Source organism: Niveispirillum irakense DSM 11586 (assembly GCF_000429645.1).
Taxonomy (GTDB): domain Bacteria; phylum Pseudomonadota; class Alphaproteobacteria; order Azospirillales; family Azospirillaceae; genus Niveispirillum; species Niveispirillum irakense.
Genome location: NZ_KE386934.1, coordinates 292103 through 312672, shown reverse-complemented (window position 1 = coordinate 312672; position 20570 = coordinate 292103). Strand labels below are relative to the sequence as shown.

General features: G+C 63.5%; 16 protein-coding genes and 1 tRNA gene. 16 read left to right on the top strand and 1 reads right to left on the bottom strand.

Features of this window, described 5'->3' with window-relative positions:
* Positions 1–111 precede the first annotated feature (111 nt).
* The 4 genes from G473_RS0120375 (at position 112) to G473_RS0120360 (ending at position 4123) form a co-directional block, all read left to right on the top strand.
* A complete protein-coding gene (locus G473_RS0120375; RefSeq protein WP_161631022.1) occupies positions 112–945 on the top strand; it encodes a tetratricopeptide repeat protein in 834 nt (277 codons plus the stop codon).
* 46 nt (positions 946–991) lie between these two features.
* Positions 992–1831, top strand: coding sequence for a TIGR02587 family membrane protein (locus G473_RS0120370; protein ID WP_029014615.1), 840 nt, complete (start codon positions 992–994; stop codon positions 1829–1831).
* A gap of 13 nt (positions 1832–1844) precedes the next feature.
* Complete coding sequence (locus G473_RS29600; protein ID WP_051330524.1) at positions 1845–2279, top strand: hypothetical protein; 435 nt, start codon at positions 1845–1847, stop codon at positions 2277–2279.
* A 98-nt stretch (positions 2280–2377) separates the two neighbouring features.
* Positions 2378–4123, top strand: a complete 1746-nt coding sequence (locus G473_RS0120360; protein WP_029014614.1) for a cation:proton antiporter domain-containing protein — start codon at positions 2378–2380, stop codon at positions 4121–4123.
* A 67-nt stretch (positions 4124–4190) separates the two neighbouring features.
* On the opposite strand, the gene G473_RS0120355 is transcribed toward G473_RS0120360, so the two are convergent.
* Entirely contained in the window at positions 4191–5987 is a 1797-nt protein-coding gene (locus G473_RS0120355) for a PHA/PHB synthase family protein (protein WP_029014613.1), read from the bottom strand.
* A 131-nt stretch (positions 5988–6118) separates the two neighbouring features.
* On the opposite strand from G473_RS0120355, the gene G473_RS0120350 reads away from it, so the two are divergent.
* From G473_RS0120350 to G473_RS29595, 12 genes are all read left to right on the top strand, one after another.
* Positions 6119–6574: a hypothetical protein gene (locus G473_RS0120350; RefSeq protein ID WP_029014612.1), complete on the top strand. Its 456-nt coding sequence runs from the start codon at positions 6119–6121 to the stop codon at positions 6572–6574.
* 162 nt (positions 6575–6736) lie between these two features.
* Positions 6737–7966, top strand: coding sequence for an LL-diaminopimelate aminotransferase (locus G473_RS28120; protein ID WP_035708466.1), 1230 nt, complete (start codon positions 6737–6739; stop codon positions 7964–7966).
* Positions 7967–7977: 11 nt separating this feature from the next.
* Positions 7978–9276 carry a homoserine dehydrogenase gene (locus G473_RS0120340; RefSeq protein ID WP_035708795.1) on the top strand — a complete coding sequence of 433 codons (1299 nt, stop codon included), beginning with the start codon at positions 7978–7980 and terminating at the stop codon, positions 9274–9276.
* Between the two features lie 91 nt (positions 9277–9367).
* Complete coding sequence (gene glpX / locus G473_RS0120335; protein ID WP_035708792.1) at positions 9368–10342, top strand: class II fructose-bisphosphatase; 975 nt, start codon at positions 9368–9370, stop codon at positions 10340–10342.
* Between the two features lie 208 nt (positions 10343–10550).
* Entirely contained in the window at positions 10551–12344 is a 1794-nt protein-coding gene (recJ, locus tag G473_RS0120330; RefSeq protein WP_029014609.1) for a single-stranded-DNA-specific exonuclease RecJ, read from the top strand.
* A gap of 190 nt (positions 12345–12534) precedes the next feature.
* Positions 12535–14064, top strand: a complete 1530-nt coding sequence (locus G473_RS0120325; RefSeq protein ID WP_029014608.1) for a hypothetical protein — start codon at positions 12535–12537, stop codon at positions 14062–14064.
* A 117-nt stretch (positions 14065–14181) separates the two neighbouring features.
* Positions 14182–14257 (top strand) — tRNA-Glu (locus G473_RS0120320).
* A gap of 144 nt (positions 14258–14401) precedes the next feature.
* Positions 14402–14605: a hypothetical protein gene (locus G473_RS0120315; protein ID WP_029014607.1), complete on the top strand. Its 204-nt coding sequence runs from the start codon at positions 14402–14404 to the stop codon at positions 14603–14605.
* 146 nt (positions 14606–14751) lie between these two features.
* Entirely contained in the window at positions 14752–15204 is a 453-nt protein-coding gene (locus G473_RS0120310; RefSeq protein WP_029014606.1) for a hypothetical protein, read from the top strand.
* Positions 15205–15297: 93 nt separating this feature from the next.
* On the top strand, positions 15298–16953 hold the full coding sequence (locus G473_RS28115) for an efflux RND transporter periplasmic adaptor subunit (protein ID WP_051330523.1): 1656 nt from the start codon (positions 15298–15300) through the stop codon (positions 16951–16953).
* 12 nt (positions 16954–16965) lie between these two features.
* Positions 16966–20103, top strand: coding sequence for an efflux RND transporter permease subunit (locus tag G473_RS0120300; protein ID WP_029014605.1), 3138 nt, complete (start codon positions 16966–16968; stop codon positions 20101–20103).
* Between the two features lie 35 nt (positions 20104–20138).
* On the top strand, positions 20139–20570 hold the full coding sequence (locus tag G473_RS29595) for a hypothetical protein (RefSeq protein ID WP_051330522.1): 432 nt from the start codon (positions 20139–20141) through the stop codon (positions 20568–20570).

The following is a 20570-nucleotide window of genomic DNA, read 5'->3' as shown; positions in this document are numbered from 1 at the left end:
TTTCTTATCCGCAGGCCGGGCACTTTCAGCATGTTCCGTTTTCGGCGGGACGCTGCTATCAAGGCCCGAGCCATGATGGTGCGTAATCAAGAATACCGGGTGCCTTTCTCGATGAATCGCCAAGACCGCCGCCGCAAGATCGCCGATATCGCCAAGTCGGACGCTATCTGGACCGCCTTTCCCGCCGATATGCGCGCCGCGACGGAACTGCATCGGCAGGGCCGCCTGAAGGAAGCCGCTGACACCTACCGCAAGATCACCAAGGTCTATGCCGACCATCCGGACGTGCGCGTCGCCTGGTCCAACCTTGGCGCCACCCTGCAGGGGCTGGGCAAGCTGGACGATGCCATCCCCGCGCTGAAGAAGGCACGGGCGCTGAAGCCGGACCATCCGCCGCCGCACCACAACCTGGGCATGGCCCTGGCCCAGCAGGGCAAGCTGGAAGAAGCGGTGGAAAGCCTGACCCGCGCCGTGGAACTGGACCCCAAATTCACCAATGCCTGGATGGGTCTGGCCCTGGTGCGCGAACAGATGGGTGATCTGCCGCTGGCCGTGGAAGCCTATCGCGCTGCCGCCGCTGCGACGCCGCAGGCGGTGGAACCGCATTTCAGCATGGGTAATGTCCTGTTCCGCCAGGGTGCCTTTGCCGAGGCGCGCGATGCTTTTGCCCAGGCACTGGCCCTGCGCCCGTCCTTCCCGGAAGCTGTCTATGCGCTGGGCCGCACCCTGGAGGCGCTGGGCGATCTGGATGGCGCGGTTGAACAATATCTCTCCGCCATCACCCTGGCCCCGCAGGCCCAGGTGGCCCATGTGCAGTTCGCCCAGCTTGTACTGGTGATTGCTGAACAGGACCGCGAAAAGGCCGTTGCCCTGGCCGACCGGTGGAAGGCCGCCCATCCCGACCATCCCATCGTTCCGCAACTTTACGAGAAGCTGGGCGCCTGATACCCGCTGACGGGAACCTTCATCCTCTCCATGCCATTCTGATGGCATGGAGATCACCCGTCAGCGCGCCCTTCTTCACAATGATGCCGATTTCGCCCGCGCGTTGGCGCGGGCGGCGGCTGGGGCCATTATTTTTGCACTGCCATTGATGATGACGATGGAGATGTGGGAGCTGGGCTTCTACATCGACCGGTTTCGTCTGGCTCTGTTCCTGGCTTTGACAGTGCCGCTTCTGTTCGGCCTGTCCTATTTCTCCGGATTTGAAGAAACCTTCTCCTGGCAGGATGACCTGACAGACGCGCTGGCGGCATTTGCTGTTGGTTTCATCGTATCGGCCCTGATGCTGGGCCTGCTCGGGATCATCACGCCTGACCAGCCATTCACCCAGATCGTCGGCAAGATCGCGCTGCAATCGGTGCCTGCCAGTATCGGCGCCATGCTGGCGCGCAAGCAATTAGGCCAGGACGATAATCCGCGTCAGGAACAGCGGCAGCGTTCCTCTTATGCGGGTGAACTGTTTTTGATGATGGCAGGGGCGCTGTTTGTCGGCTTCAACGTGGCGCCGACGGAGGAAATGGTGCTGATCGCCTATAAGATGACCCCTTGGCACACGCTGGCCCTGGCCTGCCTGTCCGTGGCGATGCTGCATGTCTTCGTCTACCAGCTTGGGTTCCAGGGGCAGGAAAATGCCGGCAATCTCGGCTTCCGCAGCCTGTTCATGCAGTTCACCCTGGCCGGCTATGGCATCGCCCTGCTGATCGGCACCTATCTGCTCTGGACGTTTGAGCGTACGGTCGGCCTTTCGGCCATGGAAATGGTGACTGTCATCGTCGTGCTGGGCTTTCCCTGTACGCTGGGCGCCGCCACTGCGCGGCTGATTGTGTAGGGGGGCGCGGGCCATGGCGATCGCTGATCATCGGGACGATGAAGAAGGGCAGGATCAGGACCGCGAAAGCTCGGCTGCCTTGTCATGGCTTGCGCGGGCCATGTCCTTGCTGGGTCTATGCCTCTTCCTGGGGGCGGTCGGCGTGCTGGGATATGAAGGGCTGTTCCGGTCCGGTGGCGATCCGGTGATCAGGGCGCGTGTGGAAACTGTCGCCGCTATGGGCGGCCAATGGCATGCACGTATCACTGCCTTCAACACCGGCGGGACCACGGGGGCGCAGGTGACAGTGGAAGGCATTTTGATGCGTGACGGCCAGATGGTGGAGCGTTCCTACACGGTCTTTGACTATGTGCCGGCAGGATCGGAACAGGATGGTGGTCTGTTTTTCACCCGCGACCCCGGCCAGTATGAATTGCGTTTGCGCGTGCTGGGATATGCAGAGCCCTGATGAATAAAACCTGAAATCCCTGAAGGGGCGGCCTTTTCGTTATTGAATAAATCCATTAATTATCGGCACCCGTATCCCGTTTTTTGGGAAAACCATCTGTGCCCCATGAAGCCAATCTGATTGCGACCCTGTCGGTGGCGTTCGTTCTCGCCTTTGCCGGGGGCATGCTGGCCGACCGTCTGCGATTGCCGCCATTGGTTGGCTATCTTATGGCAGGGGTGCTGGTTGGTCCTTTCACGCCTGGCTTTGTTGCGGATGGTGAACTGGCCACCGAACTGGCGGAAATGGGCGTCATCCTGCTGATGTTCGGGGTCGGCCTCCATTTTTCGGCCTCCGACATGATGGCGGTGAAGGGGGTGGCAATCCCGGGCGCCATTGTCCAGATCCTCGCGGCGACAGGCCTTGGTGTGGGGTTGGCAAGCCTTTGGGACTGGGGCCTGGGGGCAGGGCTGGTCCTGGGGCTCAGCCTGTCTGTTGCCAGTACCGTGGTGCTGTTGAAGGCGCTGGAGGAGCGCAATCTCCTCAACACATCCAATGGCCGTATCGCTGTCGGATGGCTGATTGTGGAAGATCTTGCCATGGTGGTTGCCCTGGTTCTGCTGCCGGCGGCGGCGGAATTGTTGGGCGGGCACCCGCTCGCCGGTGCTGATGGGCATGGCGGTGGTGGCAGCGACGGGTCGGTTCTGCTGACACTTGCGCTTACTCTGGGCAAGGTGGCGATCTTTGCCACTTTGGCCTTGGCCCTGGGCCCCCGTGTGGTGCCCTGGCTGCTGGCCCAGGTTGCCCGCACAGGCTCGCGGGAGCTGTTCACCCTTGCCGTTCTGGCTGTGGCATTGGGCATCGCCTATGGCTCAGCCAAACTGTTCGGAGTGTCTTTTGCCCTGGGCGCTTTCTTTGCCGGCGTTGTGTTGAGCGAATCGCGTTTCAGCCATAAGGCAGCGGCGGATTCGATGCCGTTGCAGGATGCCTTCTCCGTCATTTTCTTTGTATCGGTCGGCATGCTGTTCGACCCTTCGATCCTGGTGCGGGAGCCGGTTGCCGTTGCGGCGGTGCTGCTGACCATTATCGTCGGCAAGTCGATTTTCGCTTTCGGCATCGTCAGGATGCTGGGTTACCCAACCTCCACCGGCCTGATGGTTTCCGCCAGTCTGGCGCAGATCGGGGAATTCTCCTTCATCCTGGTCGGGCTCGGCATGGCCTTGGGTTTGCTGCCGCCGGAAGGGCGCGATCTGGTGCTGGCCGGGGCCCTTCTCTCCATCACACTCAACCCGCTGAGCTTCTACATTGTGGGGCGGATCGAAAAGGGGATGAAAGCGCGTGCCCCTGCCGGGGATGTGCAGGGGCTGCCAAAATTCCTTGCCCTGGAGCAGGAGATTGAGCGGGCACGCCAGCGGATGGAGGAAAAGGAACGCACCCACAGCCTGCAGGTCCAGGGACTGGAGCAGACCTTCCCTGTACTGTCACGCCTGGATCGGGAGGAGCTGGAGCGGCTGCTCTTGATGTTCCGTCCACGCACGGCGGCACCGGGTGAGAAGGTTATCCGCCGGGGGGATCGGGCGGATGGCATGTATTTCATCTCGTCCGGGAGCGTCAGCGTCCAGGCTGCCGGCCACACGATCAAGCTGGAGCGGGGCACCTTCTTCGGGGAGATGGCGCTGCTGAGCGGCCGGCGCCGCAGTGCCGACGTCACCGCCCTGGATTATTGTGAATTCCTGATGCTGGACCGGCGTGATTTCCACCAGTTCATGGCCCGTCATCCGGGCTTGCGTGCCGCTGTGATGGAACTGGCGAACCAGCGTCGCAAGATGAACAGCGGCACCACCACGGCCATTGCTACAAACTGATGTCCACGCCGGGCCCATCCCCCTGTTGTTATCAATAGGGGGATGGGTGTGGCAGAGGGATAACCTGCTAGTCCAGGACACGGACTTTCACATAGGCGCCGGGTGCCGGCTCGATGGGCTTCAGCTTGCCGTCACCGGGGGTGCGGGCCGGCACCTTGCCACCGCCATGGCGCTGCACCCATTTGGCATATTCCGGCCACCAGCTTCCTTCCACCTGCTTGGCGCCGGCCAGCCACTGATCGGGGTCTTTGGGCAGCTTCGTATTCAGGAAATGGCCGTATTTGTTGGCCGAGGGCGGGTTGACCACACCGGCAATATGGCCGGAGGAGGCCAGCACGAACTTGACCGGCCCGCCATAAAGCTGGGTGGCGGCATAGGTGGATTTCCACGGGGTGATATGGTCTTCCCGCGTGGACAGCATGAAGGTTGGCACCTTGATCTGGCCGAGATCAATGGGCACGCCCTTCAATGTCAGGCCACCCGGCTGCACCAGCAGGTTCCGCTGATACATGTTGCGCAGATAGAAGCTGTGCATGGCCGCCGGCATGCGGGTGGAATCGGAATTCCAGTACAGCAGGTCGAAGGGGAAGGGGTCTTTGCCCAGCAGGTAATTATTGACGACAAAGGACCAGATCAGGTCGTTGGCGCGCAGCATGTTGAAGGTGGTCGCCATGGACTGGCCATTCAGATAGCCCTGGCTGTTCATCTTCTCTTCCAGGGCCGCCAACTGCTCCTCGTCGATAAAGACGGAAAGCTCACCCGGCTCGGTGAAGTCTGTCAGCGTCACCAGATACAGGATGCTCTTGATCCGGTCGTCACCCTTGACCGCCATATAGGCCAGGGTGGAGGCCATCAGCGTACCGCCGATGCAATAGCCGATGGCGTTGATCTCCTTCTCGCCGGTCGCCTGCTCAATGGCATCCAGGGCGGCGAGGGGGCCGGCATCCATGTAATCTTCCCAGGTCTTGGTGGCCAGCGCCTCGTCCGGGTTAACCCAGGAAACGATGAAGACCGTATGGCCCTGATCCGTCAGCCACTTCACCAGGCTGTTAGCGGGGCGCAGGTCCAGGATGTAGAATTTGTTGATCCAGGGCGGCACGATCAGCAGTGGCCGCTTGAACTGCTGCTCCGTCGTCGGGTTGTACTGGATGAGCTGCATCAGCTCATTCTGGTAGATGACCTGACCGGGGGTAACGGCGATATTCTCCCCGACCTTGAATTTGTCGTAATCGGTCATTGAAATGGCGAGCTGGCCCTTGCCCCGCTCCAGGTCGCCCAGCAGATGCTCCAGCCCCTTGACCAGATTTTCGCCACCCGATTCCAGCGTCGCGCGCAGCACCTGCGGGTTGGTCATGACGAAGTTGGACGGCGCCATCGCATCCACGAACTGGCGGGTATAGAAATCGACCTTCTTGGCCGTCTTCTCGTCCAGCCCCTGCACTTCATGCACGGTGGATTGCAGCCAGCGGGCCGTCAGCAGGTAGGATTGCTTGATATAGTCGAACAGCGTGTTCTCATCCCACGCGCTGTCCTTGAAGCGTTTGTCTTCCTTCGCCGGGGTCACCAGCGGGGTCGTGACCTGCCCCATCATGCGCTGGGTCGTGTGCTGCCACAGGGCCATGTAGTCCTGCCACAGCGACCATTGCGCCTGCATCAGCTTGGCCGGATCGGCCATCATGCGGGCCGTCATTTCCATGAAGGCGGCGCCGATATGCATCGCATCCTGCGCGCCTGTGCCCGACATATCCTGTCGCTGCAAAAATTCCGTCACCAGCCGCTGGCTCTGCTCCGCGATGGTCGCCATATGGCGCGACATCTCCACCGGATCGGGAATTTTGATTTCAGGCGTTTGCGGATCAGGCATTCTGACATTTCCTCTGACGGATGCGTTGGAACGGCGCGCCAAGCAGGCCCCGGTTATCTTGATTATTCCGCCGGGATCGGGAGGATGCGGCGGTTGTTGCCGCAAGACACTTTTTCATACACGATCCGGCCATGATTTTCACCGACACATCATCACGCCGCCGCAAGGTGGTCCCCCTGGTTGCCCTGCTGGCCTTGGCTGGCCTTGGCGGCTGCGCCAGAATACCGCTGCCTGACATCGTGTTTGATGATGGGCCGGCGCCCGCTGTCGCATCTGATCTGGGGGATACCGACCCGGTTCGCGCCCTGACCGGCGCCCGACCGATTCGCCGCGCCGATCCCCGTATGCCGGGGGAGGCGAACCTCGCCAGTGTGCCGCCCCGGCCGGAATCCTTCTCGTCCCCTATTGAGCGGCAGGCCCTGCTGGACCGGTTGCAGGTGGATCGGGACGAAGGGACGACCACGGGGGAAGGGTTGCGTGCGCAGGGTACTGCCCCGCAGGCGCCAACCGTGGATATCCCCACCTTGCCGGAAGCCCCGCCGCCGCTGCCCGATGCGCTGCCCCGCCCGCCGGATGCCAGCCCCTAATCCGGGACAAGCCTGGGGGGAGGGTGAGAACATCGTTCATGCCGCCATCCCTTTCGTTCATGGCAGCAAGGCGATGGATTTCTGTAAAATCATGTCGCGATTGGGGAAGCCGGTGCGCTACATATTTCGCCCCTACTTTCTCAAACCCGGTGCCCAGGTCCCATGAGCGACGCTGAATTCCACCGCATCAAGCGGCTTCCGCCCTATGTCTTCGCAGAAGTGAATGCGATGAAGGCGCGAGCTAGGGCCGCCGCGGAGGATATTATCGATCTGGGGATGGGCAATCCCGACCAGCCGACGCCGCCGCATATCGTGGCGAAGCTGGTGGAAGCGGTGCAGAACCCCAAGACGCACCGCTATAGCCAGAGCCGTGGCATCCCCGGCCTGCGCAAGGCAATCTCCGCCTATTACAAGCGCCGTTTCGATGTCGATATCGACCCCGAAACCGAAGCGATTGTCACCATCGGCTCCAAGGAAGGTCTGGCCAATCTGGCCCAGGCCATCACCAGCCCTGGTGACGTGATCCTGGTGCCCAATCCCAGCTACCCGATCCATCCGTTCGGCTTCATGCTGGCCGGCGCCGCCTTGCGCCATATCCCGGTTTCTGCCGGTCTGGATGATTTCGTCCCCGCGCTGGAGCGGGCGATCAAGCATTCCGTGCCCAAGCCGACGGCCCTGATCGTCAGCTTCCCGGCCAACCCGACCGGGCAGACCGTGACGCTGGATTTCTACCGGCCGATTGTGGATCTGTGCCTGAAGCACGGCATCTATATCCTGTCCGATATCGCCTATGCCGAGATCTATTTCGACGGCAACCCGCCGCCGTCGGTTCTCCAGATCCCGGAAGCCCGCGACATCACGGTGGAATTCAACAGCCTGTCCAAGACCTACAACATGCCGGGCTGGCGCGTGGGCTTTGGTGTCGGCTCCAAAAAGCTGGTCGGCGCGCTGGCCAAGTTCAAATCCTATGTCGATTACGGCGCCTTTACCCCCATCCAGGTGGCGGCCACCGCCGCGCTGAACGGGCCGCAGGATTGTGTGCTGGAAATTCGCGAGTTGTATCGCCAGCGCCGCGATGTGTTGGTCAAGGGTCTGCACCAGGCCGGCTGGATGGTTCCCAGCCCCAATGCGTCGATGTTCGTCTGGGCTGAAATCCCCGAGCCGTTCAAGCATCTGGGCAGCCTGGAATTCGCCAAGGTGCTGATGCAGGAGGCCAAGGTTGCCGTCAGCCCCGGTATCGGTTTCGGCGAGTATGGCGATACCCATGTGCGGTTTGGCCTGGTGGAAAATACGCAGCGCATCCGGCAGGCCACTAACAATATCAAGATATTCCTGGACAAGGTCCGCAAGGCCAATGCGCCGATCGCCGTCAGCACTGTTTCCGTGGATTAAGGATGACCGCCATGAAAGATGCCAAACCTCTTCGCATCGGGATTGCCGGGCTGGGCACGGTTGGCGGCGGCGTGCTGAAGCTGCTGTCCAGCCATGGTGAATTATTGGCCAAGCGCTGCGGCCGCGCGGTACAGGTCACGGCGGTTTCCGCCCGTGACCGCACCCGCGACCGGGGTGTCGATCTGTCTTCCGTCCGCTGGTACGACAATGCCGCCGATCTGGCGGTGGATGATAATGTCGATGTGGTGGTGGAACTGATCGGCGGGTCCGACGGGATCGCCAAACATACGGTGGAGGCGGCTCTGGCCGCTGGCAAGCATGTGGTTACCGCCAATAAGGCGCTGCTGGCCCATCATGGCTCAGCCCTGGCCGATGCGGCGGAAACAGCCGGGCTGACCCTGGCGTTCGAGGCGGCGGTAGCTGGTGGCATCCCCGCCATCAAGGGCCTGCGGGAAGGTCTGGCCGGCAATGATATCCGTGAAATTCACGGTATCCTGAACGGTACCTGCAATTACATCCTGACGGAGATGCGGACCACGGGCCGCGACTTCGCTGATGTGCTGGCCGATGCCCAGCGGCTGGGTTATGCCGAGGCCGACCCCTCCTTCGATGTGGACGGGGTTGACGCTGCGCATAAGCTGGCCGTGCTGACGGCGGTGGCTTTCGGCACCCATGTCGATTTCAAATCAGTGCATGTCGAAGGCATCCGCCATGTCTCCGCCGTTGATATCGACTATGCGCAGGAACTGGGTTACCGGATTCGCCTGCTGGGCATCGCCCGGCGGACGGAGACGGGGATCGAACAGCGTGTCCATCCCTGCATGGTGCCGATCAACAGCCCCATCGGTGCTACCGATGGCGTGTTCAACGCCGTGGTGGCGGATGGCGACTTCGTGGACAAGGTTGTGCTGGTTGGCCGGGGCGCCGGTGCCGGCCCCACAGCGTCCGCCGTGGTGGCCGATTTGATCGATATTGCCCGTGGCCATTCCACGCCGACCTTTGGTCTGCCGGCTGCCGATCTGGCACCGCTGGTGCCATCGCCGATCAGCGGTCGTCAGGGTCGCTATTATGTGCGTCTGATGGTAGTGGACCGGCCGGGCGTGATCGCCGATATTGCCGCCACCCTGCGCGACCATGATGTTTCCATGGAGGCATTCCTGCAGCGCGGGCGTGCGCCGGGCGAGGCGGTTCCCGTCGTCTTGACCACGCACGATACGGATGAAGCGGCCATGCAGCAGGCCCTGGACCAGATCATGGCGCTGGACGCCGTGCTGGAACCGCCGCGCATGATCCGCATTGAGGATTTCTGAACGGTGCCGGCACCGGACACCGGCACTGCCATCCCTTGGAGGAAAGCATAAGATGAGCAATTCCAACCCGAAGGGCGACATCTCGCTGGTGATGGATCGCAACCTGGCGCTGGAAGTGGTCCGCGTCACGGAAGCGGCCGCCCTCAGCGCGTCGTTGCTGATGGGGCGCGGCGACGAGAAGGCGGCCGACCAGGCTGCCGTGGACGCCATGCGCAAGGCGCTGAACGCCCTGTCGATCGACGGCACCGTCGTGATCGGTGAGGGTGAGCGCGACGAGGCGCCGATGCTCTATATCGGCGAGAAGGTCGGCACCGGCAACGGTCCCAAGATCGACATCGCGCTGGACCCGCTGGAAGGCACCACCATCTGCGCCAAGGGCGGCCCCAACGCCCTGGCCGTGATCGCGATGGCGGAGGCCGGCGGCTTCCTGAACGCGCCTGACGTCTATATGGACAAGATCGCCGTCGGCGGCGGCCTGCCGGAAGGCGTGGTCGATCTGGACGAGACGGTTGAGAACAACCTGAAGAACCTGGCCAAGGCCAAGGGTGCTGACGTCTCGGAACTGGTGGTCTGCATTCTGGACCGTCCGCGCCATTCCGACCTGATCGCCAAGGTCCGTGAGGCCGGTGCGCGCATCATGCTGATCGGTGACGGCGACGTGTCGGGCGTGATCGCCACCGCCCAGCCCGCGGCCGGCATCGACCTGTATATGGGCTCCGGCGGTGCGCCGGAAGGCGTGCTGGCTGCCGCCGCCCTGCGCTGCATCGGTGGTCAGTTCCAGGGCCGCCTGATTTTCCGCAACGACGCCGAGCGGGAACGTGCCAAGCGCTGGGGCGTGACGGATCTGGACAAGAAGTATGGCCTGCATGATCTGGCCAAGGGCGACGTGATGTTCTGCGCCACCGGCGTGACCACGGGCCCGATGCTGGGCGGCGTCCGCCGCTTCGCCGGCGGCGCCATCACCCATTCCGTGGTGATGCGCTCCAAGTCCGGCACGGTGCGCTATGTCGAGGCGCACCATAATTTCCGGACCAAGACCAGCATGATCCCGGAAGCCAAGAAGTAAGATCGCTGAAGGGGCGGCCCTTGCGGGCCGACCTTTCCCGGTTGTCCAACGGCCTTTGATCGTAGACCGATCAAAGGCCGTTGGTGTTTTTGCGCCTTTGCGTTCAGGGCCTCTTGGTCAGGGCAGGGGATTGGCGCTATCAACGGGGGATGTGAAGCGTGGCGCATCGGCGCCTTGCCGTACCGTTGATGAAAAGTGACAGTGATCCATGCTTGAACCGGCTTTCCTGGGCGTCGAATCCTCCATCTGCGGCCGTCGCTGGCGCATCCGGGGGGGCGATGACTGTATGGCCCTGGCATTGGCCCAGTCCTATGGATTGCCGGAACTGGTGGGGCGGCTTCTGGCTGCGCGTGGTGTCGGGCTGGAGGAGGCGGAACATTTCCTGTCGCCCACCCTGCGCGCCTTCATGCCGGACCCGTCCAGCCTGAAACATATGGATATCGCTGCCGACCGGATCGCCCGTGCCATTCGGGATGGGGAGAAGGTTGCGGTCTTTGGCGATTATGACGTGGATGGCGCGACATCCACCGCCCTGCTGTTTCGCTTTTTCCAGGCCCTGGACCGGCCATTGCGCGTCTATATCCCCGACCGAATCCAGGAAGGCTATGGCCCGAACCTGCCCGCCCTGCTGCGGCTGAAGGAAGAAGGCATCCAACTGGTGGTGACGGTCGATTGCGGTGTCACCAGCTTTGATCCGCTGCATGGGGCGGTGGCGGCTGGTCTGGAAGTGATTGTCGTCGATCATCATAAGGCGGAGCCGCGCCTGCCCGACGTCACCGCCGTGGTCAATCCCAACCGGCTGGATGAGCCGGCGGGCGGCCCGCTTTCCACCCTGGCGGCGGTGGGGGTGACCTTCCTGCTGATCGTGGCCATCAACCGCGCCCTGCGCGACAGCGGCTTTTATGCCCAGACCGGCATCGCCCCGCCGGACCTGATGGGCTGGCTGGATATCGTGGCCCTGGGTACGGTCTGCGATGTGGTGCCCCTGGTCGGGCTGAACCGGGCCTTTGTGGCCCAGGGGCTGCGGGTCATGGGGCGGCGCGGCAATGCCGGGATCAGCGCCCTGGCCGATGTGGCCGGGGTGAAGGAGGCTATGGACGCCTACCATTCCGGCTATATTATCGGCCCGCGCGTCAATGCCGGGGGCCGGGTGGGGCGCGCCGATCTGGGCAGCCGTATCCTCTGTACGGAGGATGCGGCGGAGGCAACCCAGCTTGCCCGTGAACTGCATGAGTTCAATGCTGAGCGTCGCACCATCGAAGCGGTGGTGCTGGAAGAGGCGATGGCCCAGGTGGAGGCGACCGATGGATCACCTGAGCTGGTGCTGGCGGTCGGGGAAGGGTGGCATCCCGGCGTGATCGGCATCGTCGCGTCCCGCTTGAAGGAGAAGTTCAACCGTCCCGCCTGCGTGGTGGCGCTGGATGGCGGCTTTGGCAAGGCGTCGGGCCGGTCGGTGCGCGGGGTCGATCTGGGGGCGGCCATCATTGCAGCCCGGCAGGCAGGATTGCTGGTCGCCGGCGGCGGCCATGCTATGGCGGCGGGCTTCACCGTGGCGCGGGAACTGGTGGAGGATTTGCGCGCCTTCCTGCGGGAACGGATTGCCAAACAGTTGGACGATCTGGGGCCGCTGGTGCCCAGCCTGTCCCTGGATGGCGCCCTGTCCGTGCGCGCTGCCAATCCGGAATTGATGCGCCATCTGGAACGGCTGGCCCCCTATGGCACTGGCAATGCGGAACCCCGTTTCGCTGTCACCGATGCCCGCGTCGTGAAGGCGGATGTGGTGGGGGCAAACCATGTGCGCTGTATCCTGACGGGAAATGATGGCAGCCGGCTGAAAGCCATCGCCTTTCGTGCCATGGATAGCGATATGGGACCGGCCCTGCTGCAAACGGGCGGCAGGCCCATGCACTTGGCCGGCACGCTGCGCCCTGACCGGTGGAACGGGAATGACGGTGTCCAGCTTCTGATCGACGATGCGGCGCCTGCCGGGTTCAACGGCTGAGGGGGTTGCGAACGTGTTGTTTCGGAAACAACATGAAAACTTCATCAACGATTAATCGGACCTTCCTTCGAATTTAATCGTTTATCATGCCTATATTCGATCAAATCGATACAGACAGGTTCTGCAACTCCGGTTATATTAACAGTAGGTAAATCCCTGAGTTCAGGCCTTTTGGAAGGGCGGTGCTGCCATGAATGCGCGGTCAGCGGGTACGCCGCTGGACAGCACTGGAAGCGACAAGGCGGAAACCGGCGCATCCGCTGCGCCCGGCACCTCTCCTGCTGTGCAGAAACTCCAAAACCATTTCAACAGTTTGGATGAAGGCGCTTTGCTGCGGGTGGCCAGGGCGCTGGAAATGGCCCGTGCGGCGGAACAGCGGGACCCTGCGGACGAGCAGATTCTGGACAGCATGCGCCCACGTTTGCGGGAATTGCGGCCGGAACGGATATTGACCTTTCAGCGTGCGGTTTGCCGCGCGGTGGAAACCTTCCTTTATGATGGGGAAGCCGCCGCCGACAAACGTAACGGCGCTTTGCCGCGCCTTATTTTGACGCCGTGGTGGCGGGTTTTGAACGCTTCGCCGCACCGTGCCCGCCTGACCCTGCTGGAAGGGGAATATGGCTCCGCTCTTCAGGAGCAGCGCTGGGCAGACCTGGACGATATTGCCAGTCGGGGGGCAGTCGCGGCAGGAGAGGTCACGCTGACGATTCTGGCCGACGCGGAACGGTCCTGTGGCCGACGGGGGGAGTTGGCGGCGATCCTGGGTGGTGACCGCGCGCTGGCCGATATGCGGGAGATCGGGTTGCTGCTGCGCTTGCACCCGCACCTCTCTCCCGCTTTTGATCGGGTGCGGCGCACTGCCGGTATCATTGCCGGAGAACGGATTACTGAATTCACGCCCCCCATCGTGATCGCGGCCCGTACCGCCTATCTGAACTTGCATGATATTGGCAGCGAACTGGTTGAGTATTTCTTCCTGGGCTTGATGGCCATGCTGGCCCAGCCCTTCCACGCCCTGCGTCTGGTGCGGGTCTTGTCGAATGACATGTCCCATGCAGCAGGATCCAGTTCGGCCCGGCTGATTCCAGCCCGCCTTTTCTCTGATCTCACCCGTACTTTGGGTGAGATCGCGCGGGCCGCCGGTGGCGTCCAGGGGGCGGAACGGCGCGTCTGGCTGATGACATCGGCCCGCCTGGTCTCTGATGCGGCATTGATGATCAAAGGCCTGGCGGAGGAAATCCAGATTGAACCCAATCCCGAATGGCAAAAACTGCTGATGGAGGCGCGGGCGCGCGTTCTGTCTGCCGTGGATGGTTTCCTCCACGCGGCCATGCAGGATTGCCTGCTGGTTCTACCGGTCCGGGAGATGCGCGACCGCAGGGGTAGCGATGTCCGGCTGGAACCGGACATGACCCACGCTCCGACGGAGGAGGAGGTGGGGACCGCCAGCGCCGCTGCCCTGTTGTTCAGCGCCGTGAAGAAATTGATGGAGCAGGAAGGGCAGGATCGGCATTTGCGGTCCAAGGAAGCGGACCTGGAACAGCGGCTGGAGATTGGCTTGAAATTCCGGGTCGAGTTCTTGCGGGCCCGGCCGAAACACCCCGTTGCCTTGGCGCAGTTGGCCGGGGTGTATCGCGTGTTGCGCGGCCTGCCGCCGCTGAACATCATCCGGGATCTGGAATACCGGGTGGAGCGGGTGCTGGAGCGCCACCGATCCTAATCAATCGTTCCGAAGGGGCCGTGTGTGAAAAGGTCACGAATAGGCGTTATGCAAATATATGAAAAAAAACGCTTGATCTGACCGGTCGGGACGGCTAATTAACCGCCCACCGACGACGTCCCCATCGTCTAGAGGCCTAGGACACCAGCCTTTCACGTTGGTAACACGGGTTCGAATCCCGTTGGGGACGCCACCCTCTCTTGAATGACTTCATTCAGAGCGGGTTTAACCAAGACGGTTACTTCATCGTCATTTGGTGAACGGAAAAAAGCCCCGTGCCTTTGGCCGGGGCTTTTTCGTTTGGAAAATTGCCACTTTGACCGACAAGGATTGAACCATGCGTGCGATGGATGGACAGCGCAGCGACAACCGGCCCTTGAAGCGCAATGACGCGGAAAAGCGCAAAGCTCTGCTGCAGCTTGAAGCCGCCCTGGCCGCCCTGGGTCCGAAGCCGACGCCGGGCCTTCGGGATACGATGGAGAAGCGTATCCGTGAGTTGAAGGCGGAAATCGCCGATGGCGGGACCAAGCCGACGCGTTGATCGCGTAATAGGGTCTGGCAATGAGAGGGGGCACCAGCGGCTGGCGGGTGCCCTTTTTCTTTGCCCAGAATAGACCCAGCACATTTGGGGCTTGCGGTAGGCGGGGGGAGCCGCCATTTTCGATCCAGATCAGTGTGGAAGTGCAGATGCGTATCGGGATGCCATTCTGGGGATTGCTGCGGGCAGGTGCGGTTGCACTGCTGCTGCTGTTCCTTGGCGTCGGTACGGCTGCCGCCCATGATGGACCGGCGGCTGAACATACGCTGGTCACGGCCAGCCAGGGTGATCCCACCCAGCCTTTGTTTACGTCGGCCCAGGATGCCTCTGTCTGCCAGGATGGCAGCATGGCTCTGGCGGAGCTGCGCAATGCGCCGCATCATCCGCCGGGTATGATGTGCCTGTGCGGGGATGATTGTCTCTGCGCTGGTAATTGCGGCTGCGTCAAGGTGTGCGCTGCCCATTTGCTGACGGCGCTGCCGGCGGCATTGGACGGGCTGCCGCCGCTTCCTGTCATTGACGGGGAAACTTTACGCATCGCCAGCGATGCCATGGCAGGCCGTACACCGGCCCCCTTGCCGCGACCACCCCTTTCCGTCTGACGCGGAACCGCCCGTCGGTTCCATCGGTATCCGCCCCGGGACGCCTTGTGTGCTGTCCCGTGACGCCCCTTCCGTCGACGGAAAACATGTCCCATGTCTTACTTGTCTGCTGCCGCGCGGCCGGGCCTTGCCCTTGCCGGGCTGGCGCTTGCCGCCACCCTGGCACTTACATCCCCCAGCCTTGCCGGCCCCGGTCATGACCATGGCGCGCCAGCCGCCGCAACGCCGGCTCCCGCCCATCCCAGCCTGGAAGCCACAGGGGGGGATGTTGAACTGGTGGCGACCCTGCGTGATGGCACCCTGGTCGTTTATGTTGATCGCCTGCTGAACAATGTGCCGGTAACGGATGCGGCGGTTACCCTGTCCGTGGGCGGCGGGAACCCCCAGCCGATGCAGGCGGCATCGGATGGCACCTACACGATCGAAGCCCCTTGGGCGACGGCGGGGGAACATGCCCTGACCTTCACCGTCACCGGCGATACAGTCGCCGATCTGCTGATCGGCACGCTGGATGTGCATGATGAAGCAGAAGCAGGCCCGACCGAAGATGGCCACGGGCATGTGTCGGATATCGCCCTGCCGCTGGCGGCCTTGCTGGTCGGGCTGGCCGGTGGCTGGCTGCTCGCGCGGCGTCGGCCCGGTGGCCCAGCCGTTATAGCGCTGGCGCTGGCCCTGTGCTTGCCGCTGATCCCGCAGGGAGGCGCGCGCGCCCATGAAGGGCATGATGAGGCGCCGGCCCCGGCGTCCGGTGATGCGCCGCGCCGTCTGCCCGATGGCAGCCTGTTTGTGCCCAAGCCGACACAGCGCCTGCTTCAGGTCCGGACCATGATGCTGGAGGTGGGGGCTGTATCGCCGACCCACACCCTGCCGGGTCGTGTCATCGCCGATCCCAACCGCAGCGGCCGGGTCCAGGCGCCGCAAAGTGGCCGGATCATGCCGCCTGAGGACGGCTTCCCCCGCCTGGGCGACAAGGTGGCCGCGGGGCAGGTGCTGGGCTATGTGGAACTGAGCCTTCAGGCCACAGACCGGGGCAGCGTGGCAGAACAACTGGCCGGGCTTGAGAAGGAAATCAGCCTGGCCCGCCAGGACGTGGCCCGGCTGGAACAGCTTGTCGGCGCCGTCACCCAGAAAAGCATCGACGATGCCCGGACGACACTTGCTGGTCTGCAGCGCCAGCGGACTGCGCTGGAGCGGGCCCTGGTTTCCCGCATCCCCCTGACGGCGCCTGTGGATGGGATTGTTGCCGCCAGCAATGCCGTGGCCGGGTTGATGGTGGAGGATCGCGATGTGACGATCCTGTTCGAGATTGTCGATCCCCAGTCCCTGATGGTGGAAGCCCTGGCTTTTGAGGGCGGATTCGCGTCGGGCCCCCTTCAACCGGCGATGATCCGGGTGGAGGGGCAAGATGTGACGCTGGCACCGGTTGGCCGGGGTCCGGCCCGGCAGGGCGGGGCCATCCCGCTTCTGTTCCGGCCGGAAGGTGCCTTGCCGGTGGTCGCGGGCGATATCGTTACCGTCGCGGTTCCCATGGCGGTGGGGCGGGAAGGGCTTCTTGTCCCGCGTGAGGCGGTGGTGCGGGGTAGCGACGGGCTGCCCACCCTGTTCGTGCATCAGGCGCCACAGCAGTTCATTCCCCATGCGGTGCGTGTTGCGCCGGCAGGTCCCACCCATGTCCAGATCCTGGATGGGGTGGGGGCGGGGGAACGGGTCGTCGTCCAGGGCGCCGAACTGTTGAACCAGATCCGCTGAGGGGGGACGCCGATGTTTACCCATATTGTCGGCATCAGCCTCCGTAACCGGATGTTCGTGCTGGTTGCCGCCTTTCTGCTCTGTGCTTATGGCTTCATCACCCTGGGGCGTATCCCGGTTGATGTGTTCCCCGACCTGAACCGCCCGACCATCACCTTGATGTCGGAAGCCCCCGGCATGGCGCCGGAAGAGGTGGAGCGGCTGGTCACATTCCCCATCGAAACAGCGATGAACGGCATGCCGGGCGTGGAGCGGGTGCGCTCCACCTCCTCGGCAGGCCTGTCCGTCATCACGGTGGAATTTGCCTGGAACACCGATATTTATCGCAACCGGCAGCAGGTGGCAGAACGGCTGGGATTGTTGACCGGGCAGTTGCCACCCGATGTGCAGCCGCAGATGGGGCCAATCTCCTCCCTGATGGGGGAGATCATGGTGGTGGCGCTCACCCCGAAAGAGGGGGCAGCGCTGGCCCCCATGGCTTTGCGCGGTGTGGCGGACTGGACCCTGCGCCCCCGCCTGCTGGCCGTGCCCGGCGTATCGCAGGTGATCCCCATGGGGGGGGAGGTACGGCAGGTGCGGGTGGCGCCCGATCCGGGCCGCATGGCGCTGCTGGGCGTCACGCTGACCGATATTCAGACCGCGTTGCAATCCTTTGGCGGCAATGTCGGCGGCGGCTTCGTCGATCAGCGCGGATCGGAACTGATGGTGCGCGGCATTGGCCGCACGGCCGATCTTTCCGTGCTGCGCGACCTGCCGGTGGCGTGGCAACAGGGCCGGCCCATCATCCTGTCCCAGGTGGCGGATGTGGATCATGCCGCCCGCCCCCGTCGGGGTGATGCCGGGCTGGATGGCGGCCCGGCGGTCCTGGTGGGCGTGCAGAAGCAGCCTGATGCGGACACGGTGACGGTGACCCACGCCGTGGAAGCGGCGTTACAGGAAATTGCCGCCGGTTTCCCTGCCGATGTTGCGGCCCCCGTCATCATGTTCCGTCAGGCTGATTTCATCCAGTCCAGCGTCGACAATGTAAAACAGGTGCTGCTGGAGGCGGGGATCGTCGTCACCATCATCCTGTTCATGTTTCTGGGCAATATGCGCACCACCTTCATCAGCCTGACGGCAATTCCGCTGTCGCTGCTGGTGGCGGTGCTGGTGTTCAAGGCCCTGGGCATGACCATCAACACCATGACGCTTGGCGGGCTGGCCATTGCCATCGGCGAACTGGTGGATGATGCGGTGGTGGATGTGGAGAATATTTTCCGCCGCCTGCGGGAAAATGCCGCCAAAGCCAACCCGGTGCCCACCCTGTCCGTGGTCTTGTCGGCCAGTGCGGAGGTGCGGTCGGGCATCGTCTATGCCACGGCGATCATCGTGCTGGTCTTCGTGCCGCTTTTCGCCCTGTCGGGGATCGAGGGGCGACTGTTTGCACCGCTGGGCGTAGCTTATATCGTCTCCATCCTGGCCAGTCTGGTGACGGCGCTGACCGTCACGCCGGTGCTGGCCTATTACCTGCTTCCCCGCATGAAACTGCATGAGGAGAAGGATGGCTGGCTGGTTCGGCGCCTGAAGGCCGGCAATGCCCGGCTTCTGGGTTGGGCCTTTGATCATCGGTCGCTGTTGTTCGGTGCCATTGTGGCGGCAGTGGTGGCGGCTTTCGCTGCCGTGCCCTTTCTGCCCCGCGCCTTTCTGCCGGAGTTTAATGAAGGCACCCTGACCATTGCCCTGACGCTGAACCCCGGCATGTCGCTGGATGAAAGCGCGCGGGTGGGCCGCATGGCAGAGGAATTGCTGGCCGATGTGCCGGAAGTGGTGATGGTCAGCCGCCGCACCGGGCGCGCGGAACTGGATGAACATGCCATGGGGGTGAATGTCAGCGAGGTGGATGCCAGGCTGCGCCCGTCGGATCGCAGCAAATCCGAAATCCTGGCTGATGTGCGCCAGCGGCTGGCCGTGCTGCCGGTGTCGGTCAATATCGGCCAGCCCATTTCCCACCGGCTGGACCATATGCTGTCCGGCGTGCGGGCCCAGATTGCGGTCAAGCTCTATGGCGAGGATATGGGGGCTTTGCGCGCCCTGGCCGGCGGCCTGCGCGACCGGTTGGCCAGTGTGCCGGGGCTGGTTGACCTGCAGATCGAACGGCAGGTGTTGATCCCGCAATTGCGGGTGGAGGTGGATGCAGCGCAAGCATCGGCCCATGGCGTGACCCCGGCTGCCGTGCTGGCAGCCGTCAGCACCCTGTCCAACGGCCAGACGGTCACGGAGATCGTGGAAGGCGACCGGCGGACCGATCTGGTGCTGCGGCTGGCGGAGCCCGGGCGTCAGCCGGACCAGTTGGCCGCCCTGCTGATCGACACACCTTCCGGCCCCGTGCCGCTGTCCCGTCTGGCGATGGTGACGGAGGGTGATGGCCCGAACGAGGTGCTGCGCGAGGATGGCAGGCGGCGCATCGCCGTGCTGGGCAATGGCGATGGCAGCCGCGACATGGCCGCCATCGTGGCGGACATCCGCGCCATCCTTGAAGATCAGCCGATGCCGGCAGGCACCCATGCCAGCCTGGAAGGCACCTTCCAGGCGCAGGAAGAGGCGGCCCGCACCATGGCCGGCCTGTCCACCATCTCCTTCGCGCTGATTTTCCTGGTGCTGTATGGGCGGTACAGGTCGGCGGTGCCGGTGCTGATCATCATGGGCACCGTGCCCCTGGCACTGGTCGGCTCCGTCGCTGCGCTCTGGATTGCGGGGCAGCCTTTATCGGTCGCCAGCATGGTGGGCTTCATCACCCTGGCCGGCATCAGCACCCGCAACGGCATCCTGAAAGTCAGCCATTACATCAATCTCTGCCTGCATGAAGGGGAACGGTTCGACCGGGCGATGATCCTGCGCGGCAGCCAGGAACGGCTGGTGCCGGTGTTGATGACGGCCCTGTCGGCTGGTTTGGCCCTGGTGCCGCTGCTGATCGGCGCGGAAACGCCGGGCAAGGAAATCCTGCACCCGGTGGCGGTCACCATCTTTGGCGGGCTGGTCAGCGCCACCCTGCTGGACACGGTGCTGACCCCCGTTCTGTTCCACCGTTTTGGACGGGCTTCCGTAGAGCGGCTCGCCGCCTTGCGGGACAGCAGCCCCGCACCCGCCGGGCAGCCGGCCGACCTTTTCTGACCATTCCCAAACCTGTTTCCTGAAGGAGAAAGAACATGATCGCAATGATGCGCAAGATGGCGGCGCTGGCCGCCCTGGCAACGCTGACCCTGGCACCGGCGGCCTGGGGACATGGTGACGAGAAGGGGCCGAAAGGGGGCCTGCTGGCCGATGCCGGCCCCTATCACCAGGAACTGGTGGTGACAGAGACGGGGCTGACCATCCATCTCTACACCCCCGACAATCAGCCGGTGGCGGTGGAAGGTGCGACCGGCAGCGCCACGGTATTGATCGGCGGCGCGCCCCGGCAGGTAGCTTTGAAACCGGTTGGCGCCAACAGCCTGGGCGCCAATCTGGACCTGCCGCATGGGGCGGAGGGCAAGGTTGTGACGGTGCTGACCCTGCCGGGCAAGGCACCCGTCCAGGCCCGCTATGACCTGACCCATGGCGATCATGACGGCCATGGCCATGAGGGGCATGATCACTGA